Origin of the sequence: Halobacillus sp. Marseille-P3879 (assembly GCF_900240285.1) — a bacterium.
Classification (GTDB): domain Bacteria; phylum Bacillota; class Bacilli; order Bacillales; family Halobacillaceae; genus Halobacillus_A.
The window spans coordinates 1,265,657-1,288,291 of record NZ_OESS01000001.1; the positions used below are offsets into that span (position 1 = coordinate 1,265,657).

Consider the following 22,635-nt stretch of genomic DNA (forward strand, 5'->3'; position numbering starts at 1 on the left):
CTTGATGTTATAGTATATTTTTAATTTTTGTAATATCAATTTCTGAATCTTTTAAAGTTGAAGATATGTTTTGGGCGAAGTCCAGTGCATGGGCCCCATCACCGTGAATACAAATGGTGTCTGCTTGAATTTTAATTTCATCTCCCTGCACGCTTGTAACATTACTTTCCTTGATCATGCGGACAACTTGTTGGATCGCCTCGTTTGCATCGGTAATTAGAGCATTGGCTTCAGTTCTGGAAGTTAAAGACCCATCACTCTGATATGTTCGGTCAGAAAAGACTTCATTCGCTGTTTTTAGTCCGGCAGCTTTACCTGCTTTTACTAGTTCACTCCCTGAGAGTCCAAATAAGACTAATTCAGGGTTAACATCATAAACAGCTTCTGCTATAGCTTCAGCTAAGTTTGCATCTTTAGCAGCCATGTTGAATAGGGCGCCATGAGGTTTTACATGCTGAAGGTCTCCTCCTTCTGCTGAAACAAATGCATTTAGAGCACCCATTTGATATATAACTAGTTCATAGGCTTCTTTAGGAGAAATATTCATTACTCTGCGGCCAAAACCCGCCAAGTCCTGCAGCCCTGGGTGCGCACCGATCCCTACATTTTTTTCAAGGGCGAGTTTAACTGTTTTTCTCATTGTAGCTGGATCACCAGCATGAAAGCCGCAAGCGATATTGGCAGAGGTTACGTAATCGAGAATTTCTTCATCACGTCCCATAACATAGGTGCCAAAGCTCTCTCCCATGTCACAGTTAATATCTACTAAATAACTCAAATTAATTCCTCCTTCATTTTAAGTGAAACAGAGCGTTTTAATAGTTGAATTGAATGTTCCTGTTTTAACCACATTCTTTGAGCGTCCTCCAAAGTAATTGGATTAAACGTTAATTGTTCTCCTGGTTTCATTTGGCAGAGAACAGGTAGATCAATGCTTGCTACTTGTCCAATTTTAGGGTAACCTCCAGTCGTTTGTCGATCAGCTAATAATATTATTGGCTTGCCGTTATTCGGCACCTGAATTGAACCAAATGCTACCGCTTCAGAAATTAACTCTTGAGATTCTTTAAGGGAGAGTGACTCTCCTTCCATACGGAATCCCATCCGATCCGATTGAGAAGAAACCTTAAATGGTGTGGAGAATAATGCTTGCTGACTTTCTCTATTAAACCAATCATATTGAGGTCCTTTTATCAGCGAAATTTCCGGACGTGAGGAATAGTTAGGGATAATGTCATTTGCAATACCCCAGTCCATTTCTGAATAATTTTGTTCTCCTGCTTCAAAGCTGAATGTCTTCCTTAGATTTATGGTATCGTCAGTTTTTAACGCTCTCCCTTTAAAACCGCCGATATTAGCCCGCATGTATGTTGATCGACTTTCCATTATAATCGGGATGTCCATTCCCCCGGCAATAGCTATATAAGCTCTGCAGCCGGATTTAGGTTTTCCAAAAGAAAGCTTGGCCCCTTTTTTAACCAAGATTGGTTTCCACATGCCGATAGGCTTCTGATCAATTGCTGGAGATAAATTTCCTCCGCAAACAGAAATGATCGTGTTTTCTTCAAATTCAATTACGGGTCCTAATAATGTAACTTCCACGACAGCCTCATTTTCCTTGTTCCCAACAAGAATATTTGCCATTCGATGAGCAAATGTGTCCATACTGCCACTGGCGATTACCCCATACTTCTGATAGCCTGTTCTTCCTAAATCCTGGATTGTCGTTAACAGACCGTCTTTAACTATCTTCATCCTCATGAGGCTCCTTCCAGTTGTAGTATTCTGATTCACTGATTTCTTTAAAAATAATTTTATCGCCTGCCTGAAGTAAACTGGGGATATCCGCTTCAGGGGTAAACAGGCGCTTAGGAGTCCGTCCGATAAGCTGCCACCCTCCAGGAGTTTCAATTGGATAGACACCCGTTTGTTTTCCGGCGATCCCAACTGTCCTTTCCGGGATTTCTAACCGTGGAGAGTCTCTCCGTGGTGCAGCAATTTTTTCAGACATTCCTCCAATAAAAGGAAAACCAGGCGCAAACCCTATCATGTAAACCGAGTAGTTACCTGACTTATGGAGACGGATGACCTCTTCAGGTGTAATGTTGTTATGTTCTGCCACAAATTCCAGGTCAGGTCCAAAATCGCCTCCATAACAAACGGGGATTTCAACTGTTCTTGGATTACCTGCGCCTTCTGTTTTTACTGAAGTCATTAATTCGGCTATGTTCTCCTTCACTTGCTCATAAGGCAATTTTTTATTACCGGATAAAACCACGGGGTTATAAAAAATAGTTACTGTTGTAAACGCCGGGATATATTCAACCATCCAATCGGGCTGTTGATCGTCCAGCAGTTGGGAGAGAAGCCGTACTTTGGTTTGGGCTTCTTCATTTATTTCATTACTTACTGTAATGACTATGGCTTGATCGCCTAATGGAGATAAAGAGTAATTCAAACTGTCACCTCATATCTATAGAAAATTCAGAAATATACTTACTAAATTATAGAGGATTCGTTTAAAAGTGACAAATTCTTGATGTTTTTAAAAAGTTATTGAAAGACTGGAGACATTGAATTACTATCCTTGTTGAGAAAATTTATTTAGGAAACTTTGAAAATATTTAAATTTTATGTTAAAAATTAATGATGTGTTTTAAAATTAGGTGAAAATATAAGGAAGTGTAGATAAAGGAGATGTTCTTATGGCTACACGCAGGATGAAACACCGAAAGAAAAAAAGAAAAACGTGGTTTCTCATTACGTTGTCAACACTATTGTTGTTAGCCGGTGGGGGAGCTGCCTATTTATATTCAGTTTATAATAATGTGAAAACTACAGTAGATGACGATATACACGAGGAAGTCAGCGGAATAGATAATGAAGCTACAAAAGAAAAAGTAGAGGATGAAGACCCTATTAATGTCCTGTTATTAGGTGTGGATGAACGGGAGAATGATACGGGGAGAGCGGATACGATGATTGTAATGTCACTTGACCCGGCTAATGATCGTATGCAGATGATTAGTATTCCTCGTGACACGCGGACTGAAATTTCAGGCGAAAATGTTACTGATAAGATCAACCACTCGTATGCTTATGGTGGAAGTGAGATGTCCGTTAATACCGTTGAGGACTTTTTAGATATTGATTTAGATTATTACGTACGTATGAATATGGACGGTTTATCACAGATGGTTGATGCAGTTGGAGGAATTGAGGTAACGAATGATCAGGCTTTTTCTCAAGGGGGCTACGATTTTGAAGAAGGCGACATTGAGCTGGACGGAGATGAGGCATTAGCATATGTGCGGATGAGAAAAGACGATCCTGAAGGAGATGCGGGGAGAAATGACCGGCAACGCGAAGTAATTCAAGGTACTATTGATCAGGGTGCCAATGCTAATGTTGCTAATAATATCGATGATATGATGGATGTACTTGGTAACAATGCAGCAACAAATATGAAATTTGAAGATATGAGAAATCTTGCAACCAACTATCGAAGCGCCCGTCATGAAATGGAAACTTACCAGATGAAAGGCGAAGACACCTATATTAATGACATCTATTATTTAAATGTCCCTGATTCAGAAATTGCTAAAACAAGAGAAAAAATTAGTGAATATACTTCTGGTTAAGAAAATAAGCCGTCTCTTTTGAGGCGGCTTTTCCTATTACTCTATGCTGTCTTAAATTCTATGTTATATTGAGGGAAACAGATTAGTAAGGGAGTGTAGAAGTTAATGGAGACTACAATAGGTTTTGTCGGCACCGGGGTAATGGGAAAAAGTATGGTAAATCGTTTATTAGAAGCAGGCTATCCGGTACATATTTATACGAGAACTCCGTCAAAGGCAGAGGAGTTATTGCAAAATGGAGCTGTGTGGCAGAATAGTGTTTCAGAATTAGCAGCTTCCGTAGATGTTATCATTACAATGGTCGGCTTCCCGAGTGATGTAGAGGCTATTTATTTCGGAGCAGAAGGTATTATTGAGAACGCACGCGAGGGCAGTATTTTAATAGATATGACCACTTCATCACCAGCCCTGGCACAAAAAATCTCAGATAGAGCCAAGCGATATAACCAGTCTGCTATAGATGCGCCTGTATCTGGGGGCGATATAGGAGCCAGAAATGGAACATTGACAATTATGATTGGTGGAGATACAGAGGTTGTGGACCGAATGACTCCAGTCTTCAAAGTAATGGGACAAAACTATATTCGTCAAGGTTCTCAAGGTGCTGGTCAATTCACTAAGATGTGTAACCAAATTGCAATTGCATCGACAATGATAGGAGTAACCGAAGCACTTGTTTATGCAGAAAAAGCAGGACTTGACCCTGACAGTGTTCTCGAAAGTATAAGCGGCGGGGCTGCGGGCAGCTGGTCTCTTAGCAACCTCACTCCGAGAGTTATTAAACGAGATTTCTCGCCAGGCTTCTTTATTAAACATTTTATAAAAGATATGTCGATTGCAGTTGAATCCGCAGAGGAGATGGGCATCGATTTGCCCGGATTGAAGTTAGCGAAAAAAATGTACGAGGATCTTGCCGGCAATGGTGAAGAAAATGCAGGCACCCAGGCCCTTTATAAATATTATAATTAATAAAAAGGGACAGCCGTTTTGTCCCGGATTTTTTGGTCGTTTCTTATTCTAATGTTGCTTCTGACTGCTGACATTACATTATACTTCGCATTTAGCAGGTGCCTGTGAAACCTCCTTGTTTTTAAAAAGGTTTTGGAAAGCAAGTTGTTTTCCTCAAACCCACTTATCCATTCATAGAGGATTTTCAGGGTGCAAAGCAACCAAAACTTTTTGAGTTACGAGGTACAAAGAAAGTTTTCATAGCCAATAAGGATTACTTTACAAGCTAAGCCGCTCTGTGAAAGAGCGGCTTTTTATTAATTTTGAGAACTGATCCATTCCCTGTAATCATCAATATCAGAGCGGACTTGTTTGATTACCAGATTTAGAATGTATACATCGTCAATTAAACCAGCTACCGGGATAAAGTCCGGAATGGCGTCAAAAGGTATTAATAAATATAATATTCCTCCAAGAATAGCTATGATCGATCCTTTAGGAGCTTTGCGGTAACTGCCTTTCCTCCAATCTTTAACCATATTAAACATTAACTGAAGCTCGTGCCACACTTCTGATAGAGGACCTTCGTTTTTAAATGACTTTTCCCGGGCCTGCTGAATGACATCGTTAGTCTTCTCAGGATTTTTAATTATACGTTGAGCTCTATTTTTTAATCTTTCAAAAATACGAAGAGCTTTTCCTTCTTCCGACTTTTTCATGATGAGATCTCCCTTATAAACAGTGTTTTTTCTCTTTACCTTAAAATCGTTTATACTAAACTATAAGAAAAAGGAGAGGAGAGAAAATTATGACAAAAGTAGGAAGGAATGATCCGTGCCCTTGTGGAAGTGGTAAAAAATATAAAAAGTGCCACGGTGAGTCTAATGTAATAGAATTCCCTACAAAGCTTGTCGAGGAGGAACTTGATCAGCATTTTTTAAAATTTCAGGATTATATGTTCGATCAGTACCCTCATCTCTTTCCTCGTTCGCAACCAACTACTGATGAGGAAGAAGTTGAGCAATTTATACGTCTGCTGTATAAGGGGTTATTTGAGGTCCAGAAGGGTGGAGCGACTATTTTTCAGCAGTATATGGACAAACATGGCCCGGCGATTCGCAGACCATCAGCTGAAGAAGCAATAAGATCGTGGGATAAAGCAAAAGCAAGTATATTTAAATTGATGAAGTTTGATGGTCAATCCATTATTGAAGTTGAAGATTTGTTATTCGGCGGGGTTTATAAAGTGGATCGCGACCGTGTACCATTAGAAGTGGAAGATTTTGAAACGGCTCCGTACCTCACAGGTATTATGCTAAACTATGGACCGATATATAAGTTTGCTCCAATGGCAGTACCTGTTGAAGAAAAATCATATGAGTTAATAAAAAAGGAGCTTAATCATAATTTCAAGAATCAAAATGAATATGATTCCTTAAAAGATTATTTTCACCAAACCTTTCTCGAGCAGTTGCCTAAGTGGATCTATTTTGACGAGAATACCTCTGGGGAGGTAGTGGAGTATGAAGTAATCGAAATCCTTAACCAATATGCTGAGGAAGAATTAAAAGAAGAAAAGAGCTTCCAAAGAATAAAGGAAAAGTGGGTTGATTTTTGTGAAGAAGAGTCACCCATAATTCGTAAGCCTGCTGTGTTTGCTGCAAGTTTAGAATATTATCTGAAGGTCAATCTAAATCTCTCGGATAAAAATTCAGCCTCCAAAAAAGAAGTCGCTGATAAATATAATGTAAGCCCGACCAGCATATCTAAACGGCATGAAGAGTTAGAAAATTATTTTGAGTTGAGTAAAAGTTGATAGTTGTCTTAACGAATAAAAGAGCCAGCATTCAGGCTGGCTCTTTTATTCGTTAAGATTTGATTAAACCATGAGGGTCAAGAACAAACTTCTTAGCAGCTCCTTTATCAAATTCACGATAACCTTTTGGAGCTTCTTCTAAACCGATAACCGTTGCGTTCACAGCTTTTGCAATTTGGGCTTTGTCTTGAAGAATGGAGTGCATTAACCCTCTGTGGTACTGCATAACTGGTGTTTGACCTGTAACAAAAGTCTGGGCTTTGGCCCATCCAAGTCCAAAGTCCAGCTTAAGGGCTCCGCGTCTGGCATCCTCGTCAGAAGCACCGGGATCTTCTGTAACATATAATCCAGGTATGCCCAGTCCTCCGCCGGCTTTAGCAGCATCCATAATGGTATTAAGAACTTTCGCAGGTGCTTCTTCGTGGCTATGTCCATAAGCTTCAAAACCGACGCAATCAACAGCACAATCAACTTCTGGCTGCCCAATCACTTGTTCTATCTGCTCACTGATAGAATCGTGTTCACTAACGTTAATAGTCTCACACCCAAAGCTTCTAGCCTGCGCTAGCCTTTCTTCGATTAAATCTCCAACTATTACTACTGATGCGCCAAGCAGCTGAGCCGAATGAGCAGCGGCCAGTCCTACAGGTCCTGCCCCTGCAATATAAACCGTTGAGCCCATTTTAACTCCTGCTGTATAAGCTCCGTGGAACCCAGTAGGAAAAATATCGGAAAGCATGGTTAAATCGAGCATTTTTTCCATAGCCTCATCTTTATCCGGGAATTTAAGAACCTGGAAATCAGCATAAGGTACCATCACATATTCAGCCTGACCACCGACCCATCCACCCATGTCCACGTATCCGTATGCAGATCCTGGTCTGTCAGGATTTACATTTAGACAAATGTGGGTCTTTCCTTCAATGCAATTGACACAACGGCCGCATGCAATATTAAAGGGAACAGAAACGAGGTCTCCTTCATGTACAAATTCAACGTCGCGTCCGGTCTCGATTACCTCACCTGTAATTTCATGGCCCAGTACCAAACCTTCAGGGGCGGTTGTTCTTCCTCGAACCATGTGCTGGTCACTACCACAGATATTAGTAGAGACTACTTTCAAAATTACACCATGATCACATTTTCTTCCCACGTTTTTAGGATTGACGCCCGGACCGTCACGTAGTACCAACTCTGGAAAGTCAATCTCCTTAACCGTTACATCTCCGTTTCCTGTGTAAGCAACTGCGCGGTTATTTGTTGCCATCCATTTACCTCCTCGTAAAAAGCAATAACTCCTTCGGGCGGACTCGCTAATCACACATAGTAAATACAGCCAGAGTGAATGTTAGGTTAGAAGTTGGTCAATAAGAAGTGTTATCTAGTTGATATGTAATAGAGCGTAGTTATTTTAATTAGTAAGGTTATAAGCTGTATTATATGAATACCCTTTCATAATTGTCTCAAACATGAGATTTTTAAAGGAAAGTTATTTTACAAATGAAAATTCCCTCAGTACTATGCCTGAGGGAATTAACCTATTTTCGAGAACTGCGCATAATTAAACTAATGATAAACACAAATATAATTGCTCCAAGAAGTGCAGGTATAATAGCGATGCCAGCTAAAGTTGGACCTAAATTACCCAATAATTCTCCACCTATCCATGCCCCTACGATACCTGCGATAATATTACCAATTATTCCAAGAGGCATATCCCTTCCAATTAGAATTTGTGCTAACCAGCCAATTAATCCTCCTACGATCAAATATAATATAATTCCCATTTTGGATTCCTCCTTTTTGTATGTTTAATATCCATAATAGAGGAAGGTGAAACTTGATTCTAAGTAAGGAAAGGAGAACATGTTTAAGATTGGAATAATAATTTGTCTAATTGAATCGTCATTTGCGAATAGAATCTGTTATAATGTTCATTATAGTAGGAAAATAGAGCGATCGTTCGGTTATCTCTCCAGGAGGTTAATTTGTTGAAGAAAAATAAAGAGTTAGAAGAGCAAATTGAAGAAGTCCGTCTGAGAATGTATCGTTCTTACCAAAACGATCCTCAAGACCCCATGGTTTTGGAAATTTCTCAAGAGCTTGATCAGCTGTTGAATCAATTGAATAATATTACTAATGATACAAAATAAATTGGTGAAAAAAGAGTTTGTTCATATGAGCAAACTCTTTTTTTATGATGCTTCAAGTCACTAACAGGCGGTCAACTTGTGGAGAATCCTCTGGTTTTCAGAAAGCTTTTTTCTTGCCTCCAGAATTGAAAGATCCTCGCTTTTTAGCGGAGGTGCCTCGCTCAGAGGAAGGGTTTTGTTTTCGTTCCCTTGAATTTGTTTAAGACAAAAAAGACTCTCATTCATCTGGCTCACCCTGGCTGGATCGAGGACAATCTTTTCAAGTTCCACCAGGCAGCCCTCATCAGCGCCTGTTCCTTCATTTTCTCTATTCCACTCATATGGAATTCCTAAGCTTTTGAGTCTGCAAGGCTGAGTTCTCATGCGGTAGATCCATTTCCCTTCATTGGAAAGACTATTTAATCAAACCTCAGTTGGTCGAAACTTTTCTCGACCAACTGTACACCTGTCTATGTTAAGCGGGATTATTACTTATGATCCGAAATTTTCGATCATATCATGAGTTTTCTCAATTTCTTCATTTGGCATTTCGATTAAGTACATTCCTGAACTTGTCTTGCTGCTTCCTGACATCTGATAGGTTACTGTCTCTTTTCGAGCTCCGCTGTAATTTGTTGCTAACTTTCTTAGTGCCTTAAAGTCCATATTGGTACTTACATTATCACCAAGTACGTCCATGACATCTCCAACTTTGCTGATCATGTTTAAACTTGCACCTTTGTCGATTACTCCCTGAATAACTTGACGCTGCCGTTCATTACGTCCTAAGTCCCCCTGTGGGTCTTCTTTTCTCATTCGAACGTAAGCCAGTGACTCTTTTCCAGTGAGCTGAAGCTGCCCTTGGGGGAATTGATAGCCGTCATATTGAAAAGCACGATTGTTATGTACTGTGATCCCATCGACTGAGTTGACAAGTTGAGACAATCCTTCCATATTCACTCTAGTAAAGTAATCGATTTCGATATCAAGGAAACTTTCTACCGTATCTACAGCCATATCACTGCCACCGTATGCGTAAGCGTGATTCATCCTTGTTACCCGGCCATCTCCGATAATTTCAGCTTCAGTATCTCTGGGGATGCTAACCATCTGCATTTTTTCATTATCAGGATCCAGGGTAAGGATAATCATTGTATCTGAACGACCTCGATCGTTTTCGCGCTCGTCTACTCCCAGCAGGAGGATGTTTAGTGGATCCTTATTATTTAATTTCTTTTTAGTCACAGCTGTATCAATCGATTCAATATCCGTATGAAGGTGATTATTTACAGTACTGCGTACATTACTTATTAAGTAAATAGCGATTCCGCTTACAGTTAATAGGAGCACTCCGAAAATAACGATCAGGATTTTCCACCAGGAGAATTTTTTACTTTTTGATTTACTTCGACCTTTTCTACCCATATGTCCACCTCTATTAATTAAAATCGCTTGTTTAAAACTATTATACTTTGATTGGATTAAATTGTAAAAGTGATTTAAGATGGGTGGATTTATGGTAAAATAAAAGCTACTTTTATAAAAGGTAAGGTGTTTGTTTTGAAAGAAGTAATCTTGCTCTTAGCTGAGTTGGTTAATTTGTTTCATGATCTCATCTGGAGGGTGACCGACAGCTTGGGCTGGAATTTAACAGATAAGGAACTTCATTTTTGGGTGATAGGTATACTTGGGATTGGCGGGTTATTATTTGTGGACCTTGTTTTTCATGCTATATCCAAGTGGAGTATTACGGCTATTTCATTTTTATTTACATTTGCCATGGTACTTGTTTTTGTATTTGCGGTAGAAATTCAACAAAGGATTACTGGTGCCGGAAATATGGAATTTGCGGATGCGGCTTATAGTGTGTTTGGATTTTTTGTTTTTTGTTTCTTTTATCTAATCATTAAAGGCCTATACAAATGGATTCGTTAAACTAACAAGCCTGCTGGAAGAAAGCAGGCTTGTTAACTGTTCACTTATTTAATAACTTTTCCGTTTCCATCTACATAAACAGAGGTAACAATTGTACGGTTAAACCTTTTATTCTGGAGACTTTTTCCTTCGATATCCACTGTTAAATTGTACACGCCCTCTCCCATTTTCGGTAGTTTCTTCGAAAAGTAACCACCAAAATCCTCCCAATTTGTTTCTTGTGATATATGGGTCTCTTTATCGTAATACTCCAGACGGATTGTATTTTTAATCGTTTTAAGATCGAGCAGATGCGCCTGTTTTCCTACAGAGGGAAAAACTAGTTCCAAGTTTTCCCCGACTTCCATGTTAAAGACCCTATTTAAAGGGCTGTTAAACTGAACCGCCATTAAGTAATTTTCTTCGGAAGCTGCAGCTTTTAATGTCCACTGGCCTGTACTTGGTTTTTTTAAAGTCAATGTATGATGCCAGCAGCCGTTAAAAAAGGTTGTCTCATCCTTACTTACAACAAAATCTGACCACGTTTCTGCTTCAGGTGAGGTCAGCATCAAGTTAGAGATCCTTCTATTGCTCAGCCAGTTAATAGTTAGTTCCTGCACATTATCTTCCACTGAAAAGAATTCTTTTGCTTGTCCTTTGTACTGCCCGCCTCTTAGAAAGGTATCTGCTGTGTTATCGTAAATAATCTCTTCATTATGAAAACTGTAAGAGGGGATAGACGGCGTTGTTTCATATAAGTAATCAGAAAAGTGAGTGAAAGTTGCACTTCCTTTACGAATCTCAAAGTGGTTCCATTTATCGACGTGTAATTCAGTGCCATAAGTAAGTTGGGAACTTGGTACCGTGACCGCTCCATCGTTAGCTCCGAAGCTATTGAGATAGAGGCCTCCCCAATAAAGCGAACTTCCAAATGAACCCCAGCTCGTTCCAGCCAGCGTGTAGATAGGAATTGAAGAAAGCTCATCTGTCTGATTACGGAAATAATCCATATAACCAGTTTGAAGGGAGTAAACTGCAGCATTTTTAACACCGATAATGTCAGCAAGCCAGCCTGCCCAGCTGCTGTAAGCTAAGTCAGACAATTCAGCTCCTTGATGAGGAGAGGATAAACAAATTATGCGTTCAACATACGAGGCAGCATTGTAGTGTACAGGGGCTGTCTGCGCGTCTATTCCGCCTTTACTATGACCTACGAGCACGAGTTTTTCACCAAAGTAGTTATAGATTTCCTTAAGCTTCTCAGCTAAAAGTTTTCCATTTTCCCACATGTCTTTTGTAGGAAACAGATCAATAAATGCAGTTTGAAAACCATTTTCATGTACAATATCGCCCATGTCATTTTCCTGCCACCACATACGGGAAGAGCTATTCAAGCCATGAATGAACACAATAGGAGATTTTGCTGAGTCGACATAAGAGGGAGGCAGCCCTTCATACCAGTCTCCTGGGTTTCCCGAAGATTGAGGGTTACTACACTCACCCTGGTTGGTTTGGATAAAAGTCACACGCATCACACTCCCAATCTTTTTATATCATACTTCTTTACTTATATTATCTTTGGAAAGAAAAATATGTAAAGAGTAATATAAAAAACCCTCTATTTAAAGAGGGCTCAATTGGTATTTGTATCAGTTCTTGAAAACAGCTCCGCGAGAATTAAAGAGACAGCTCCCAGAGTAGTAGCGTGTTCACTAAATGTAGAAAGCAGCACCTTTGTGTGTTTGGCAGATTTGGTTAGAGCCCTTCTTTGTATAGTGTCTTTGAGACTATCTAATAAAAAGTCACCAGCGTTGGAAACACCTCCACCAATGATCACCTTAGTCGGGTTGAGAGTGTGAATTAAATTAACTAATCCAATCCCGAGGTAAATTCCGGCTTCATTTAATACTGAGACACATAAAGAATCTCCCTCCAAAGCAGCTTCATAAACCATTTTTCCATCGATTTGATCTAAGTCATTTCCTACTTTATTTTCTAAGGAACTATTTTTTCCTATGGCCATCTCTCTAGCGGCACGCTCGGCAATCGCCGGTCCTGAAGCTAAGGTTTGTAGACAACCGTAATTCCCACACGCACACTTAGGACCGCGAATATCAATGGTCATATGGCCAATTTCCCCTGCTATGGAACTCTCCCCATGAAAAAGCTCTCCATTAATAATAATGCCTGCGCCAATTCCTCTTCCTAAATTAACAGCTACTATATTATCCGTGCCACTTCCATCTCCGAACCAGACCTCTCCAAGGGCCATAGCGCGCGCATCATTTTCAACTTTAACAGTAATCCCGAATTCATTTTCCAGCACATTTTTAATAGGTATATCTCTCAGCTGTAGATTAGGAGCATATAGTGAAGTTCCGCTTTCCACATCTACTACACCGTGCATCCCTACTCCGATTCCGATTATTTTTTCTCTATCATAGTTGATTAGTTCAGTGATTGTTTTCTTCATGAGTTGTAATAGCTTTTCATTAGAAGTAGGTGTAAGAATCGCTGAGTGGCTTTCCTCGATAATTGTACCGTTTAAATCAGTAAGTATAGATTTAAGAAGGGTAGGCCCAACATCAAGGCCAATAACATAAAAGTTTTTAGCATTGATAATCAGCATGGTAGGTTTTCTTCCACCATTTGATTGACCCTGTGCACTTTCGACAACTAACTCAGAATCAAGCAGCTCTTTAACGATACTGCTGACTGTAGGAGGGGTGAGCTTTGTTTCTTTAGCAATTGCCGCTCTAGAGATGGGGCCGTCGGTTCTGATTTTATTTAAAATGACACTTCTGTTCAGTGACTTCATTAATTGGAAGCTGCCTTTGATTTGCATATCGATTCCTCCAGCATAGGGAAAGTTTAATAAATGTAAAAATATAAATTGTAATCTTATAGATATTATAATAACATAAAAGTTAATTAAATTAATTAATTAAGTTGCGGGAGGTGGTTTTCTACAAATGGATGATAAGTAAGGTTGAAAAAAGCATTAACGGTAAACGCCTTGACCACCGAAGAGGTAAATTAATGTCAAAGACCCACTTGGGCAATCAGGCATATCAGAGATTTCAAAAGCCTCTTTTTTTTATAGGGAAAATTTAAGATACGTAAGGGTTAGCGTCATACAAAATTATCGTCTGACAAAAGTTCGTTAAAATGATAAGTACGCTCTGATATAAGCGAACTCAAAGATTATCTTTAGCAACGAGAAGTGAAAACGCTAAGCAAATATTGATGGAAACGAGGTGTTCTAAATGGAGACTCTTAAAAATACGTTTATTAAACAATTTGGTCAACGGGGAGAGCTTGTTTCGTTTTATGCCCCAGGCCGGGTGAACCTTATAGGTGAGCATACAGATTACAATGGGGGTCATGTTTTTCCTTGTGCTCTTAGTGTAGGAACATATGCAGTGGCAAGAAAACGACAAGATAAGTTATTAAGGCTCTATTCGATGAACTTTGAAGATCGGGGAGTGATTGAAGCAGACTTAAGGGGGTTGAATTTTAAAGAAGAAGATGACTGGGCTAACTATCCTAAAGGAGTGATTGCTGCAATTCAGCAATCCTTTCAAGTGCTGCCCAATGGACTGGACATCGTCTTCTACGGAAACATACCGAACGGTGCGGGATTGTCTTCCTCAGCATCCATTGAATTGGTAACAGGTGTTATCGTAAATGAGCTATTTCAACTCCAAATAAATCGAGTAGATTTGGTTAAATTGGCTCAGCAGGCAGAAAACAATTTTGTCGGTGTAAACTGCGGCATAATGGACCAGTTTGCAATTGGAATGGGAAAAAAAGATCATGCTATCCTATTAAACTGTGAAACTCTTGATTACCACTATACTCCGATTCATTTGAATACTGAAAAATTGATTATCGCTAACACCAATAAACGGCGCGGCCTTGCTGACTCAAAGTATAATGAGCGCCGGAACCAATGCGAAGAAGCTTTAGTACAACTACAGAAGAAATTAAACATTACAAGCCTGGGAGATCTCACTGTAAAAGAATTTGAGAAGCATAAATATTTAATTAATGACGAGATTGTTAAAAAAAGAGCCAAGCATGCCGTATATGAAAACGAACGCACCGTAAGAGCAGTAGAAATGCTCAATAATGGAGACTTAAATGGGTTTGGGGAACTGATGAATCAGTCGCACAAGTCGCTGCGGGACGATTATGAAGTAACAGGTAAGGAACTGGATGCATTAGTTCAAGCGGCTTGGAAAGAAGGAGCTATGGGAGCTCGAATGACAGGAGCGGGTTTTGGCGGGTGTACAATTAACTTAGTCAAAGAAGACTTAGTTGAAGATTTTATACAGAACGTCGGAGAACACTATAGAAAAGCTACAAATTTAACAACGGATTTTTATGTGGTAGATATCGGAGATGGAGCTAAAGTGGTGACGGAGGTGGAAATATAATGGCGGTATTAGTGTGCGGGGGAGCAGGTTTTATAGGAAGTCATGCCGTGGCACAGTTGTTAGATAAAGGAGAAGCTGTGGTCGTAGTAGATAACTTGCAAAAAGGTCACCGTCGTGCAGTTTTAAAAGGTGCTGACTACTATCATGGTGATCTGCGGAATGAAGGATTTTTACAGGAGGTTTTCCAAAAGAACGATATTGACTCTGTCATTCATTTTGCTGCTGATTCTTTAGTGGGAGAAAGTGTAGAAGAGCCCCTTAAATATTATGATAATAATCTTAATGGAGCGATCTGTTTACTAAAGACAATGGCAGATCATAATGTGAAGCGCATTGTATTTTCTTCCACGGCAGCTGCCTATGGGGAAGCTGAAAGAATTCCGATTGAGGAAAATGAGCCGACGATTCCGACCAATCCGTATGGGGAAACTAAACTTGCCATTGAAAAAATGTTGAGGTGGACAGAACAGGCTTATGATATTAAATATGTGGTTCTAAGGTATTTTAATGTAGCTGGGGCAGATCCCAAAGGGAGAATTGGAGAAGATCATCGACCAGAAACCCATTTGATCCCTATCATTTTGCAGGTGGCTTTGGGCAAACGTGAGAAAATATATATTTTCGGCCATGATTACGATACAAAAGACGGTACTTGTGTGAGAGATTATGTCCATGTAACTGATTTAGTGAATGCTCATTTATTAGCAATTAATCATTTAAAGCAAGGGAAAGGAAGTGACATCTTTAATCTTGGAAATGGAGAAGGTTTTACCGTGAAAGAGGTTATAGATGCCGCAAGACGTGTGACGGGTCATCCCATACCGTCAGAAGAGGCACCACGACGTACCGGCGATCCTGCACGCTTAGTGGCCTCTTCACAAAAAGCTATTGAAACCCTCGGCTGGAAGCCTGAGTATTCCAGTCTATCCACAATGATTAAGACAGCCTGGGACTGGTACAAAGAAAATCCAGATGGATATAAACACTAAAGAGAAAGGGGAGGGATGGCATGAATATCTATCGGGAAGTGGACCGGTTATTACATTATGGGCTGAAGCAGAAACTGATCTCTGTTTGGGATCTTGATTACGTCAGGAATTCGTTATTAGAACTATTTGAACTCGAAGATTACAAACCTTCAGATTTCAATGGAGAATCGTTGGACTCTCCTGTCCCTATTCTGGAAAACATGCTTATCTATTTAGCAGATAGAGATATTCTGCCGGAAGATTCGATTACGTATCGTGACATGTATGATACAAAAATTATGGATAGACTGATACCAAAGCCAAAAGAAATTGTCAGGGAATTTTATCAGAAGTATCAGACCGTGAATCCTAAGGAAGCAACAAACTATTTCTACCAGTTGTCTAAAGCTTCAAATTATATTAGAACGAATCGGATAGCAAAAAATATTCATTGGTACAGTCCTACTGTCTATGGAGATTTGGAAATTACGATTAATCTATCAAAACCGGAAAAAGACCCAAAAGCGATTGCAGCTGCCAAGTCAAATACTTCTATTTCTTATCCTAAATGTTTGTTGTGCAAAGAAAATGTTGGGTATCCCGGCCGGCTGGATCACCCCGCCCGCCATTCTCATAGAATTATTCCTTTAGAGCTTGAAGATGAGCGCTGGTATTTACAATACTCACCTTATGTTTATTACAATGAACACGCGATAGTTTTTTCAAGAGATCATCGCCCTATGAAAATATCCCGGGCTGGATTTGACCGCCTTTTACATTTCGTAGAACAGTTCCCCCATTATTTCATAGGGTCAAATGCGGATCTTCCCATAGTAGGCGGATCAATTTTAAGTCATGATCACTTTCAAGCTGGTCATCATGAATTTCCAATGGCAAAAGCTCCGATAGAGGAGACCTTCCGATTTAATCAATACCCTGATGTAACGTGCGGTATTGTAAACTGGCCGATGAGTGTACTTAGACTCCAAGGGGAAAACAGAGCAGAAGTGTCAGAGCTTGCAGAGAAGATCTTAAATAAATGGAGATCCTATAGTGACGAGAGTGTGGGTATCTATTCTGAATCGGATGGAAAAAGTCATAATACAGTTACGCCAATCGCCCGTAAGAATAAAGGGATTTTTGAGCTGGACATGGTATTGAGGAACAACCGAACTAGCGACATGCACCCTTACGGTATTTTTCACCCCCACCAGGAAGTTCACCATATTAAAAAAGAAAATATTGGTTTAATTGAAGTTATGGGGTTAGCAGTGTTACCGGGCAGGCTGGAAGAGGAAATGGATATTCTGTCCGACTATTTAAGAAATGGACTCTGGGCACAAGCTGAAAGAGATGAAAGGACCTCCAAACATGTAGCATGGGCTAAACAGTTTATCAATAGTTCTGCTGAAATGGAGGGTAAGAATATTAGAGAATTGATGAATAAAGAGATTGGGAAAACTTTTTCAATTGTATTAGAACATGCTGGAGTCTTTAAGAAAGCCAAAGAAGGTAACAAGGCTTTTAGACGTTTTATGAATCAAATATAAGTTAGAAAAAATCCATAAATCTCTAATATATAAGAGGTTCACTATCATGAAAATTTAGTTCAAAGCTTAATATGCTCCGCTCTTTATTAAAAGGGCGGTTTTTGTTGTTGACAATAGTACTAAAATTCAAGATAGTTAAAATGTGAAAGATACTTCTTTTAACTTTATATCTACTTTATGGTGGCTTTTTATAAAAGCTGAAAAGGGAAGCTGGTGGAAATCCAGCACGGCCCCGCCACTGTATGGGTGAGACCCCTTCTGTAATCCACTGTATTTTTAGTCATACGGGAAGGAGGAATGGGTTGAGGAGCCTGAGTCAGGAGACCTGCCATAAAGAAGTACATCAAAATCCTACGGGAGGCTAGGAGGGTGTTACGCTGTGAGAATGCGATATGGGTAGAGATCGTTTTATATCCACACTTATTATTAGAGGAGGAATAAAATGGATCATACTTTACCTGTTGATTTTTCAAGAATGACCCAGACGAGATTAGTCCTTCCCCCTGACACGAATCACTTACATACCATTTTTGGGGGTAAGGTATTGGCTTATATTGATGAAATTGCTGCGTTGACTGCGATGAAGCATAGCAACAGTGTTGTGGTGACTGCCTCCATTGATTCAGTGGATTTTCTAGCTTCGGCCAAAGTTGGACATGCCTTGCAATTGGAAGCTTGCGTGACATCCACAGGACGCAGCTCAATGGAAGTCTACGTGAAAGTATTCGCGGATGATTTACTGCAGGCAAAAAAAGTGATGACGACCGAATCTTTTTTAACGATGGTGGCTGTGGACGATGAAGGAAAACCAAAACCCGTACCAGGTGTTTATCCAGAAACGGAAGAAGAGAAACGGTTGGTAAAAACGGCTCCAGCTCGTAAAGAACATCGACGGAACCGTTCGAACTTACGTTAATTGAAAGAAAGCTGTCACTCTGGTATCAGAAGTGACAGCTTATTTAATTATTCTTCATCTAATACTTTCTGCAGGCTGTTCGCAAAAATTTCAGGAGGCTGAGCGCCGGAAATAGCGTATTTTCGGTTGATTACAAAAAAGGAACGCCCTGAACTCCAATATCATAAGCTTCATTTTCCTCTGCTCTTACTTTTTCTGCAAAGGAATTGCTGGTTACAGCTTCCTGTACCATATCAGCTTCTAATCCCGCTTGCGAGGCAATTTCAGCTAACGTATTTATTTCGCCCACGTTTTTCCCGTCTGTGAAAACTGCTTTAAAAAGTCGTTCATTTATTTCTTCATGCAGATTATACTTGTCAGCTAACTTAGCAATCCTATGAGCATTAAAAGTATTAGTTGGGACCATTCTGCTGAATTGAAAATCTAACCCGGTTTCGGAAGCCTGTTCTTCCATATGTTTAGTCATATCCTTCACTTCACTTAGACTTTTTCCATACTTTTCAGCAAGCTTTTCCTCAATCGTTAGACCCGTGTGCACAGATGCTTCTGGATCAAGTTCAAAACTTTTATAAATTAATTCAACTTTCACCTCCTTAGGCAGGGAAAGCAGAGCCTGCTCTAGTCTTCTTTTACCAATATAGCAAAATGGACAAACAAAATCAGACCAAACTTCAATTCTCATTATAATTTACCACCCTCTTTTTATTCTAGTGGGTAAAATGATAGAAGGCTAAGAGTTTGATACAAGTTTTTTGATTTTAATTAACTGGATTTAGTAAATTTTGCATGTGAAGATTGTATGGTTTTGTAATTTTATTAATTTTACAATTATTAATTGTGTTATTTATTTTATACTTATGAGGAAGGAATTACTATATTTTGAAGGAGGAGCCAAATGTTGAAAAAGAAAGCATTACTTACCAGTGTGATTGCTGTAATCGCTTTTAGCCCGCTCTCAAGTTCTATACCGAAAGCCCAGGCAGAAACCAACAATCAGGCAGATGAATTATTTTTCTCAGAATACATAGAAGGAAGCAGTTATAGTAAAGCAGTAGAAATTTATAATGGCACAGGTGAAGATATAGATTTAGCTGATTATGAGATTGAACTATATTCCAATGGATCTACAGAGGCGACAGGCAGTTTTGATATGGAAGGGACTTTGAAGAACGGAGATGTTTTTGTTACATCAAATAGTCGGGCCAGTGATGAAATCCTGGATGCGTCTGATGCCACGAACAACTCAGCCGTGAATTTTAACGGTGACGATCCTCTGGTTTTAAAGAAAAACGATGAGATAGTGGATTCAATTGGAAAAATTGGAAGTGATGATGTATTCGGAAGTGATGTCACTCTAATTCGGCAGGAAGGTGTGCAAAGCGGTGACACCAATCCAGAAGATGAATTTTCCAGTTCAGAAGAATGGGACACTTATGCAGCGAATACATTTGATTATTTAGGAACGTATAAGATGCCCGAAACGGAACCTGTTGAGCTGGAGACGATTGAAGAAGCCAGGGAGGCAGAACCGGGCTCAACTGTGAAAGTTGAAGGGACAGTAACAGGAGCCTTTGAAACGGGCGGGCAGACCAACTATTATATCCAGGATGATACAGCAGGTATTATTGTCCGCGTTCCTGGAAATCAAGTAAATGTGGGAGATCAAATAAGAGCTACTGGAGAGTTTTCAGATTATTATGGGATGCAGCAAATCCTTGCTTCTTCAGCGAATATTGAAGTAGTGGAAGCTGGAGCCGGAGTCCCTACTCCTGAAACTGTGACTTCGGATCAATTTGACGAAAATCAGGGGGAAGAAATAGAGGGAGAACTCGTGCGGACAAAAGATGTTGAAGTCCTTTCTAAAAATAGCTACGGAGATTACATAGTGAAGGATGATAACGGAGAATTTGTCATCACCCCTGAAGATGAAAGCTTACTTGAAGTCGGGGCTGTGTACGAACAGATTACAGGGGTGGTCAATTATAGTTTTGAGGAGTACAAGCTTGTTCCGCGAGACGAAAAAGATGTAGTAGAAGTGGTATTTGCAGTTACCGCTGACCCCCAACCCGGATCGATTGTAGAAGGTGGTAAGGTAGAGTTAAATACAGCTGAAGAAGGCGCAGCTATCCATTATACAACAGATGGTTCAACTCCAGATTCAACAAGTCAAGTTTATGAAGAACCAATAACTATCGAACAAGATACAACAATAAAAGCCGTTGCGGTACGGGAAGATGGAGAGGTTAGTCCAGCAGCCAATTTTACTTATGAAGTTCTTACACCAGTAGATGAAGTAGAAATTCATGATATTCAAGGAGCAGGTCATACATCGCCTTATGAGGGAGAGGTTGTTGAGAACGTAAGCGGAATAGTGACTAAGCTCGAGGGTTCAGATGGATTTTACATGCAGTCTGTAAATCCTGATGATAAGTTGGCAACTTCTGAGGGAATATACGTTTATAACCCGACGAATGAGGTTGAAGAAGGAGACGAAGTGAATATAGGAGGAGAAGTGACAGAGTGGCGAGAAGAAGGATACTCTGATGCTGATGATCTATTAACTACTCAAATTTCAGCTTCTGATGTAGAAATTAAATCTTCTGATAATCAAATTCCTGATCCCGTGGTTATTGGGAAAGACCGTGAACAGCCTGCAGAAGTGATAGAAAATGACGGCATGGAATCCTTTGATCCGGAAGAAGACGGTCTCGATTTTTATGAAAGTCTAGAAGGTATGTTAATTGCGGTAGAAGACGCCACTGTATCTGCACCGATCAGCTATGATGAGTTGTCAGTCTACGCTGACACAAATGATGATCAGCTGAAAACTCAGGCAGATGGACTGCTTATTTCCCCCAAAGACTATAACCCTGAAAGAATTATGTTTGATGTAGAAGGGTTAGGGCTTGAAGCCGTCACGGGAGACAAGCTTGATGGAACAGCATCGGGTGTTGTGAGCTATGACTATAGTAACTTCAAGATTCGGCCTGCCGGGGAATTCCCCGAACTTATAGAAGGTGACACAGAACCTCAAGTTACTCAATTAGAAGGGACAAACGAGAAGATGTCCGTCGGTACCTACAATATGGAGAATTTTTCAGCTGAAACTGACGCAGATAAAGCTGAACGCATTGGTGATCAAATTGCTAATAATATGAAATCGCCGGATATTGTAGGCTTAGTTGAAGTCCAGGATAATAGCGGTCCCATTGATGACGGTACGGTAGAAGCGGATGAAAGCTATGAGGCCCTAATTCAATCGATCGAAGAAGCTGGAGGTCCTCATTATGAATATACGGACATCGCACCTGAAGACAAAGTCGATGGAGGCCAGCCTGGCGGTAACATTCGTGTAGGTTATATCTATAATCCTGAGCGTGTTTCCCTTATAGATAAGCCATCTGGTGATGCTGCAACTGCTGTAGAAGTTAATGAAGATGGGTTGTCCCACAACCCAGGTCGCATTGCCCCCTCTGATGAAGCATTCGAAAATTCAAGAAAATCGCTGGCTGCAGAGTTTGAATTTAATGGGGAAACGTTTATTCTGGTTAACAACCATTTTAATTCAAAAGGTGGAGATGATGCTTTATTTGGTGCTTCCCACCCTGTCGAACTGGGAAGTGAAGACCAACGCATACAACAGGCTGAAGTAATTAATGATTTTGTACAGGATGCTGAAGAGAATGTGGAAGAAGCAAATTTAGTGGTGATGGGTGATTTGAATGATTTTGAGTTCTCCAACCCCTTACAGACCTTAAAAGGAGATGAGCTTTCTAATCTCATGGAGAATCTCCCTGTAGAAGAACGTTACTCTTATATTTATCAGGGTAACTCGCAGACTCTGGACCATATACTGGTGAGTGACTCTCTTGAAAAAAGGTCCCAGATAGATTCAGTGCACATAAATGCTGATTTTTCTGAAGCAGCCGGCCGTGCAAGTGATCATGATCCAGTAGTAGCGCAAATTAATTCGAAAACAGATGAGGAGCATAATGAAAACGGAAATAAAGGAAAGGGTAAGGGTCATAACAAAGGAAAAGGGAAAGGACACGAGAAAGGAAAAGGAAAAGGGCATAAAAAACATCATTAAATTCACATCAAACATCCAGGACTTAATATACAAGACTGAGGCATAAGTCCACCAATCACAGTACAAAATGAACCATAAAAATTGAATAATGTAAACTAAGATCATCAGCGCAGTCAAAATGCTTAAGACTTCTGTGGGAACAGTGCGAGTCAAAGATCCCGAAGGAAAGAGCTCTTTGCTTTTTCGTGGAAGCTTAGGCTGTGCCCCAGAAAAAGCGAAGG

General features: G+C 40.0%; 21 protein-coding genes and 1 riboswitch. Of the genes, 10 read left to right on the plus strand and 11 right to left on the minus strand.

All coding sequences use genetic code 11. The features are described 5' to 3' along the window. Nucleotides 1–7 precede the first annotated feature (7 nt). From C1A12_RS06215 to pxpB, 3 genes are read right to left on the minus strand one after another with little or no spacing between them, the layout of a single operon-like run. A complete protein-coding gene (locus tag C1A12_RS06215) occupies nt 8–778 on the minus strand; it encodes a LamB/YcsF family protein (RefSeq protein ID WP_101842960.1) in 771 nt (256 codons plus the stop codon). Beyond that, nucleotides 775–1,755, minus strand: coding sequence for a biotin-dependent carboxyltransferase family protein (locus tag C1A12_RS06220; protein WP_306416996.1), 981 nt, complete (start codon nt 1,753–1,755; stop codon nt 775–777). Before C1A12_RS06220 ends, C1A12_RS06215 begins: the two co-directional genes overlap by 4 nt. Then, entirely contained in the window at nt 1,742–2,458 is a 717-nt protein-coding gene (gene pxpB / locus C1A12_RS06225) for a 5-oxoprolinase subunit PxpB (RefSeq protein ID WP_101842962.1), read from the minus strand. The genes C1A12_RS06220 and pxpB overlap by 14 nt, the downstream gene beginning before the upstream one ends. A gap of 247 nt (nt 2,459–2,705) precedes the next feature. On the opposite strand from pxpB, the gene C1A12_RS06230 reads away from it, so the two are divergent. Both C1A12_RS06230 and C1A12_RS06235 read left to right on the plus strand, forming a co-directional pair. After that, nucleotides 2,706–3,641, plus strand: a complete 936-nt coding sequence (locus tag C1A12_RS06230; RefSeq protein ID WP_101842963.1) for an LCP family protein — start codon at nt 2,706–2,708, stop codon at nt 3,639–3,641. Nucleotides 3,642–3,746: 105 nt separating this feature from the next. Next, nucleotides 3,747–4,610, plus strand: a complete 864-nt coding sequence (locus C1A12_RS06235; protein ID WP_101842964.1) for an NAD(P)-dependent oxidoreductase — start codon at nt 3,747–3,749, stop codon at nt 4,608–4,610. A gap of 296 nt (nt 4,611–4,906) precedes the next feature. Here C1A12_RS06235 and C1A12_RS06240 read toward each other — a convergent pair whose 3' ends face one another. After that, a complete protein-coding gene (locus tag C1A12_RS06240) occupies nt 4,907–5,308 on the minus strand; it encodes a YkvA family protein (RefSeq protein WP_101842965.1) in 402 nt (133 codons plus the stop codon). Between the two features lie 89 nt (nt 5,309–5,397). On the opposite strand from C1A12_RS06240, the gene C1A12_RS06245 reads away from it, so the two are divergent. Then, complete coding sequence (locus tag C1A12_RS06245) at nt 5,398–6,405, plus strand: YecA family protein (protein ID WP_101842966.1); 1,008 nt, start codon at nt 5,398–5,400, stop codon at nt 6,403–6,405. Nucleotides 6,406–6,457: 52 nt separating this feature from the next. On the opposite strand, the gene fdhA is transcribed toward C1A12_RS06245, so the two are convergent. Both fdhA and C1A12_RS06255 read right to left on the minus strand, forming a co-directional pair. Beyond that, on the minus strand, nt 6,458–7,672 hold the full coding sequence (gene fdhA / locus C1A12_RS06250) for a formaldehyde dehydrogenase, glutathione-independent (protein WP_101842967.1): 1,215 nt from the start codon (nt 7,670–7,672) through the stop codon (nt 6,458–6,460). A gap of 271 nt (nt 7,673–7,943) precedes the next feature. Beyond that, the gene (locus C1A12_RS06255; protein WP_101842968.1) at nt 7,944–8,192 is read right to left on the minus strand and encodes a GlsB/YeaQ/YmgE family stress response membrane protein; all 249 of its coding nucleotides are present in this window, start codon (nt 8,190–8,192) and stop codon (nt 7,944–7,946) included. Nucleotides 8,193–8,396: 204 nt separating this feature from the next. On the opposite strand from C1A12_RS06255, the gene C1A12_RS06260 reads away from it, so the two are divergent. Next, nucleotides 8,397–8,558 carry an aspartyl-phosphate phosphatase Spo0E family protein gene (locus C1A12_RS06260; RefSeq protein WP_101842969.1) on the plus strand — a complete coding sequence of 54 codons (162 nt, stop codon included), beginning with the start codon at nt 8,397–8,399 and terminating at the stop codon, nt 8,556–8,558. Nucleotides 8,559–8,618: 60 nt separating this feature from the next. Here the strand turns inward: C1A12_RS06260 and C1A12_RS06265 are convergent, their stop codons facing one another. Continuing rightward, entirely contained in the window at nt 8,619–8,828 is a 210-nt protein-coding gene (locus C1A12_RS06265) for a hypothetical protein (protein WP_145997034.1), read from the minus strand. Between the two features lie 201 nt (nt 8,829–9,029). Next, nucleotides 9,030–9,962 (minus strand): LCP family protein, encoded by a 933-nt coding sequence (locus C1A12_RS06270; RefSeq protein WP_101842971.1) that lies wholly within the window; start codon nt 9,960–9,962, stop codon nt 9,030–9,032. A gap of 135 nt (nt 9,963–10,097) precedes the next feature. Between C1A12_RS06270 and C1A12_RS06275 the strand changes: the two genes are divergently transcribed. Then, nucleotides 10,098–10,472, plus strand: a complete 375-nt coding sequence (locus C1A12_RS06275) for a hypothetical protein (RefSeq protein ID WP_101842972.1) — start codon at nt 10,098–10,100, stop codon at nt 10,470–10,472. Nucleotides 10,473–10,516: 44 nt separating this feature from the next. On the opposite strand, the gene C1A12_RS06280 is transcribed toward C1A12_RS06275, so the two are convergent. Continuing rightward, nucleotides 10,517–11,977, minus strand: coding sequence for a triacylglycerol lipase (locus C1A12_RS06280; RefSeq protein WP_159462152.1), 1,461 nt, complete (start codon nt 11,975–11,977; stop codon nt 10,517–10,519). Nucleotides 11,978–12,084: 107 nt separating this feature from the next. Next, nucleotides 12,085–13,296, minus strand: a complete 1,212-nt coding sequence (locus tag C1A12_RS06285) for an ROK family transcriptional regulator (protein ID WP_101842974.1) — start codon at nt 13,294–13,296, stop codon at nt 12,085–12,087. Between the two features lie 421 nt (nt 13,297–13,717). Between C1A12_RS06285 and C1A12_RS06290 the strand changes: the two genes are divergently transcribed. The 4 genes from C1A12_RS06290 to C1A12_RS06305 all read left to right on the plus strand — a co-directional run bounded on the left by C1A12_RS06290 (nt 13,718) and on the right by C1A12_RS06305 (nt 18,324). Next, on the plus strand, nt 13,718–14,890 hold the full coding sequence (locus C1A12_RS06290) for a galactokinase (protein ID WP_101842975.1): 1,173 nt from the start codon (nt 13,718–13,720) through the stop codon (nt 14,888–14,890). After that, nucleotides 14,890–15,879 carry a UDP-glucose 4-epimerase GalE gene (gene galE / locus C1A12_RS06295; protein WP_101842976.1) on the plus strand — a complete coding sequence of 330 codons (990 nt, stop codon included), beginning with the start codon at nt 14,890–14,892 and terminating at the stop codon, nt 15,877–15,879. Before C1A12_RS06290 ends, galE begins: the two co-directional genes overlap by 1 nt. 20 nt (nt 15,880–15,899) lie before the next feature. Continuing rightward, nucleotides 15,900–17,408 (plus strand): UDP-glucose--hexose-1-phosphate uridylyltransferase, encoded by a 1,509-nt coding sequence (gene galT / locus C1A12_RS06300; RefSeq protein WP_101842977.1) that lies wholly within the window; start codon nt 15,900–15,902, stop codon nt 17,406–17,408. A gap of 161 nt (nt 17,409–17,569) precedes the next feature. After that, nucleotides 17,570–17,756, plus strand: a riboswitch (cobalamin riboswitch). A 94-nt stretch (nt 17,757–17,850) separates the two neighbouring features. After that, a complete protein-coding gene (locus tag C1A12_RS06305) occupies nt 17,851–18,324 on the plus strand; it encodes an acyl-CoA thioesterase (protein WP_101842978.1) in 474 nt (157 codons plus the stop codon). 130 nt (nt 18,325–18,454) lie between these two features. Here C1A12_RS06305 and C1A12_RS06310 read toward each other — a convergent pair whose 3' ends face one another. Further along, nucleotides 18,455–19,006 carry a DsbA family oxidoreductase gene (locus C1A12_RS06310; RefSeq protein WP_101842979.1) on the minus strand — a complete coding sequence of 184 codons (552 nt, stop codon included), beginning with the start codon at nt 19,004–19,006 and terminating at the stop codon, nt 18,455–18,457. 213 nt (nt 19,007–19,219) lie between these two features. Between C1A12_RS06310 and C1A12_RS06315 the strand changes: the two genes are divergently transcribed. Further along, complete coding sequence (locus C1A12_RS06315) at nt 19,220–22,414, plus strand: chitobiase/beta-hexosaminidase C-terminal domain-containing protein (protein WP_101842980.1); 3,195 nt, start codon at nt 19,220–19,222, stop codon at nt 22,412–22,414. Nucleotides 22,415–22,635: the final 221 nt, after the last annotated feature.

What these genes read in the sequence shown, in the direction of transcription:
- C1A12_RS06220 (WP_306416996.1), bottom strand. Translation starts at nt 1,755, where the DNA reads ATGAAGATAGTTAAAGACGGTCTGTTAACGACAATCCAGGATTTAGGA.
- C1A12_RS06230 (WP_101842963.1), top strand. Translation starts at nt 2,706, where the DNA reads ATGGCTACACGCAGGATGAAACACCGAAAGAAAAAAAGAAAAACGTGG.
- C1A12_RS06235 (WP_101842964.1), top strand. Translation starts at nt 3,747, where the DNA reads ATGGAGACTACAATAGGTTTTGTCGGCACCGGGGTAATGGGAAAAAGT.
- C1A12_RS06240 (WP_101842965.1), bottom strand. Translation starts at nt 5,308, where the DNA reads ATGAAAAAGTCGGAAGAAGGAAAAGCTCTTCGTATTTTTGAAAGATTA.
- C1A12_RS06245 (WP_101842966.1), top strand. Translation starts at nt 5,398, where the DNA reads ATGACAAAAGTAGGAAGGAATGATCCGTGCCCTTGTGGAAGTGGTAAA.
- fdhA (WP_101842967.1), bottom strand. Translation starts at nt 7,672, where the DNA reads ATGGCAACAAATAACCGCGCAGTTGCTTACACAGGAAACGGAGATGTA.
- C1A12_RS06255 (WP_101842968.1), bottom strand. Translation starts at nt 8,192, where the DNA reads ATGGGAATTATATTATATTTGATCGTAGGAGGATTAATTGGCTGGTTA.
- C1A12_RS06270 (WP_101842971.1), bottom strand. Translation starts at nt 9,962, where the DNA reads ATGGGTAGAAAAGGTCGAAGTAAATCAAAAAGTAAAAAATTCTCCTGG.
- C1A12_RS06285 (WP_101842974.1), bottom strand. Translation starts at nt 13,296, where the DNA reads ATGCAAATCAAAGGCAGCTTCCAATTAATGAAGTCACTGAACAGAAGT.
- C1A12_RS06290 (WP_101842975.1), top strand. Translation starts at nt 13,718, where the DNA reads ATGGAGACTCTTAAAAATACGTTTATTAAACAATTTGGTCAACGGGGA.
- galE (WP_101842976.1), top strand. Translation starts at nt 14,890, where the DNA reads ATGGCGGTATTAGTGTGCGGGGGAGCAGGTTTTATAGGAAGTCATGCC.
- galT (WP_101842977.1), top strand. Translation starts at nt 15,900, where the DNA reads ATGAATATCTATCGGGAAGTGGACCGGTTATTACATTATGGGCTGAAG.
- C1A12_RS06305 (WP_101842978.1), top strand. Translation starts at nt 17,851, where the DNA reads ATGGATCATACTTTACCTGTTGATTTTTCAAGAATGACCCAGACGAGA.
- C1A12_RS06310 (WP_101842979.1), bottom strand. Translation starts at nt 19,006, where the DNA reads ATGAGAATTGAAGTTTGGTCTGATTTTGTTTGTCCATTTTGCTATATT.
- C1A12_RS06315 (WP_101842980.1), top strand. Translation starts at nt 19,220, where the DNA reads ATGTTGAAAAAGAAAGCATTACTTACCAGTGTGATTGCTGTAATCGCT.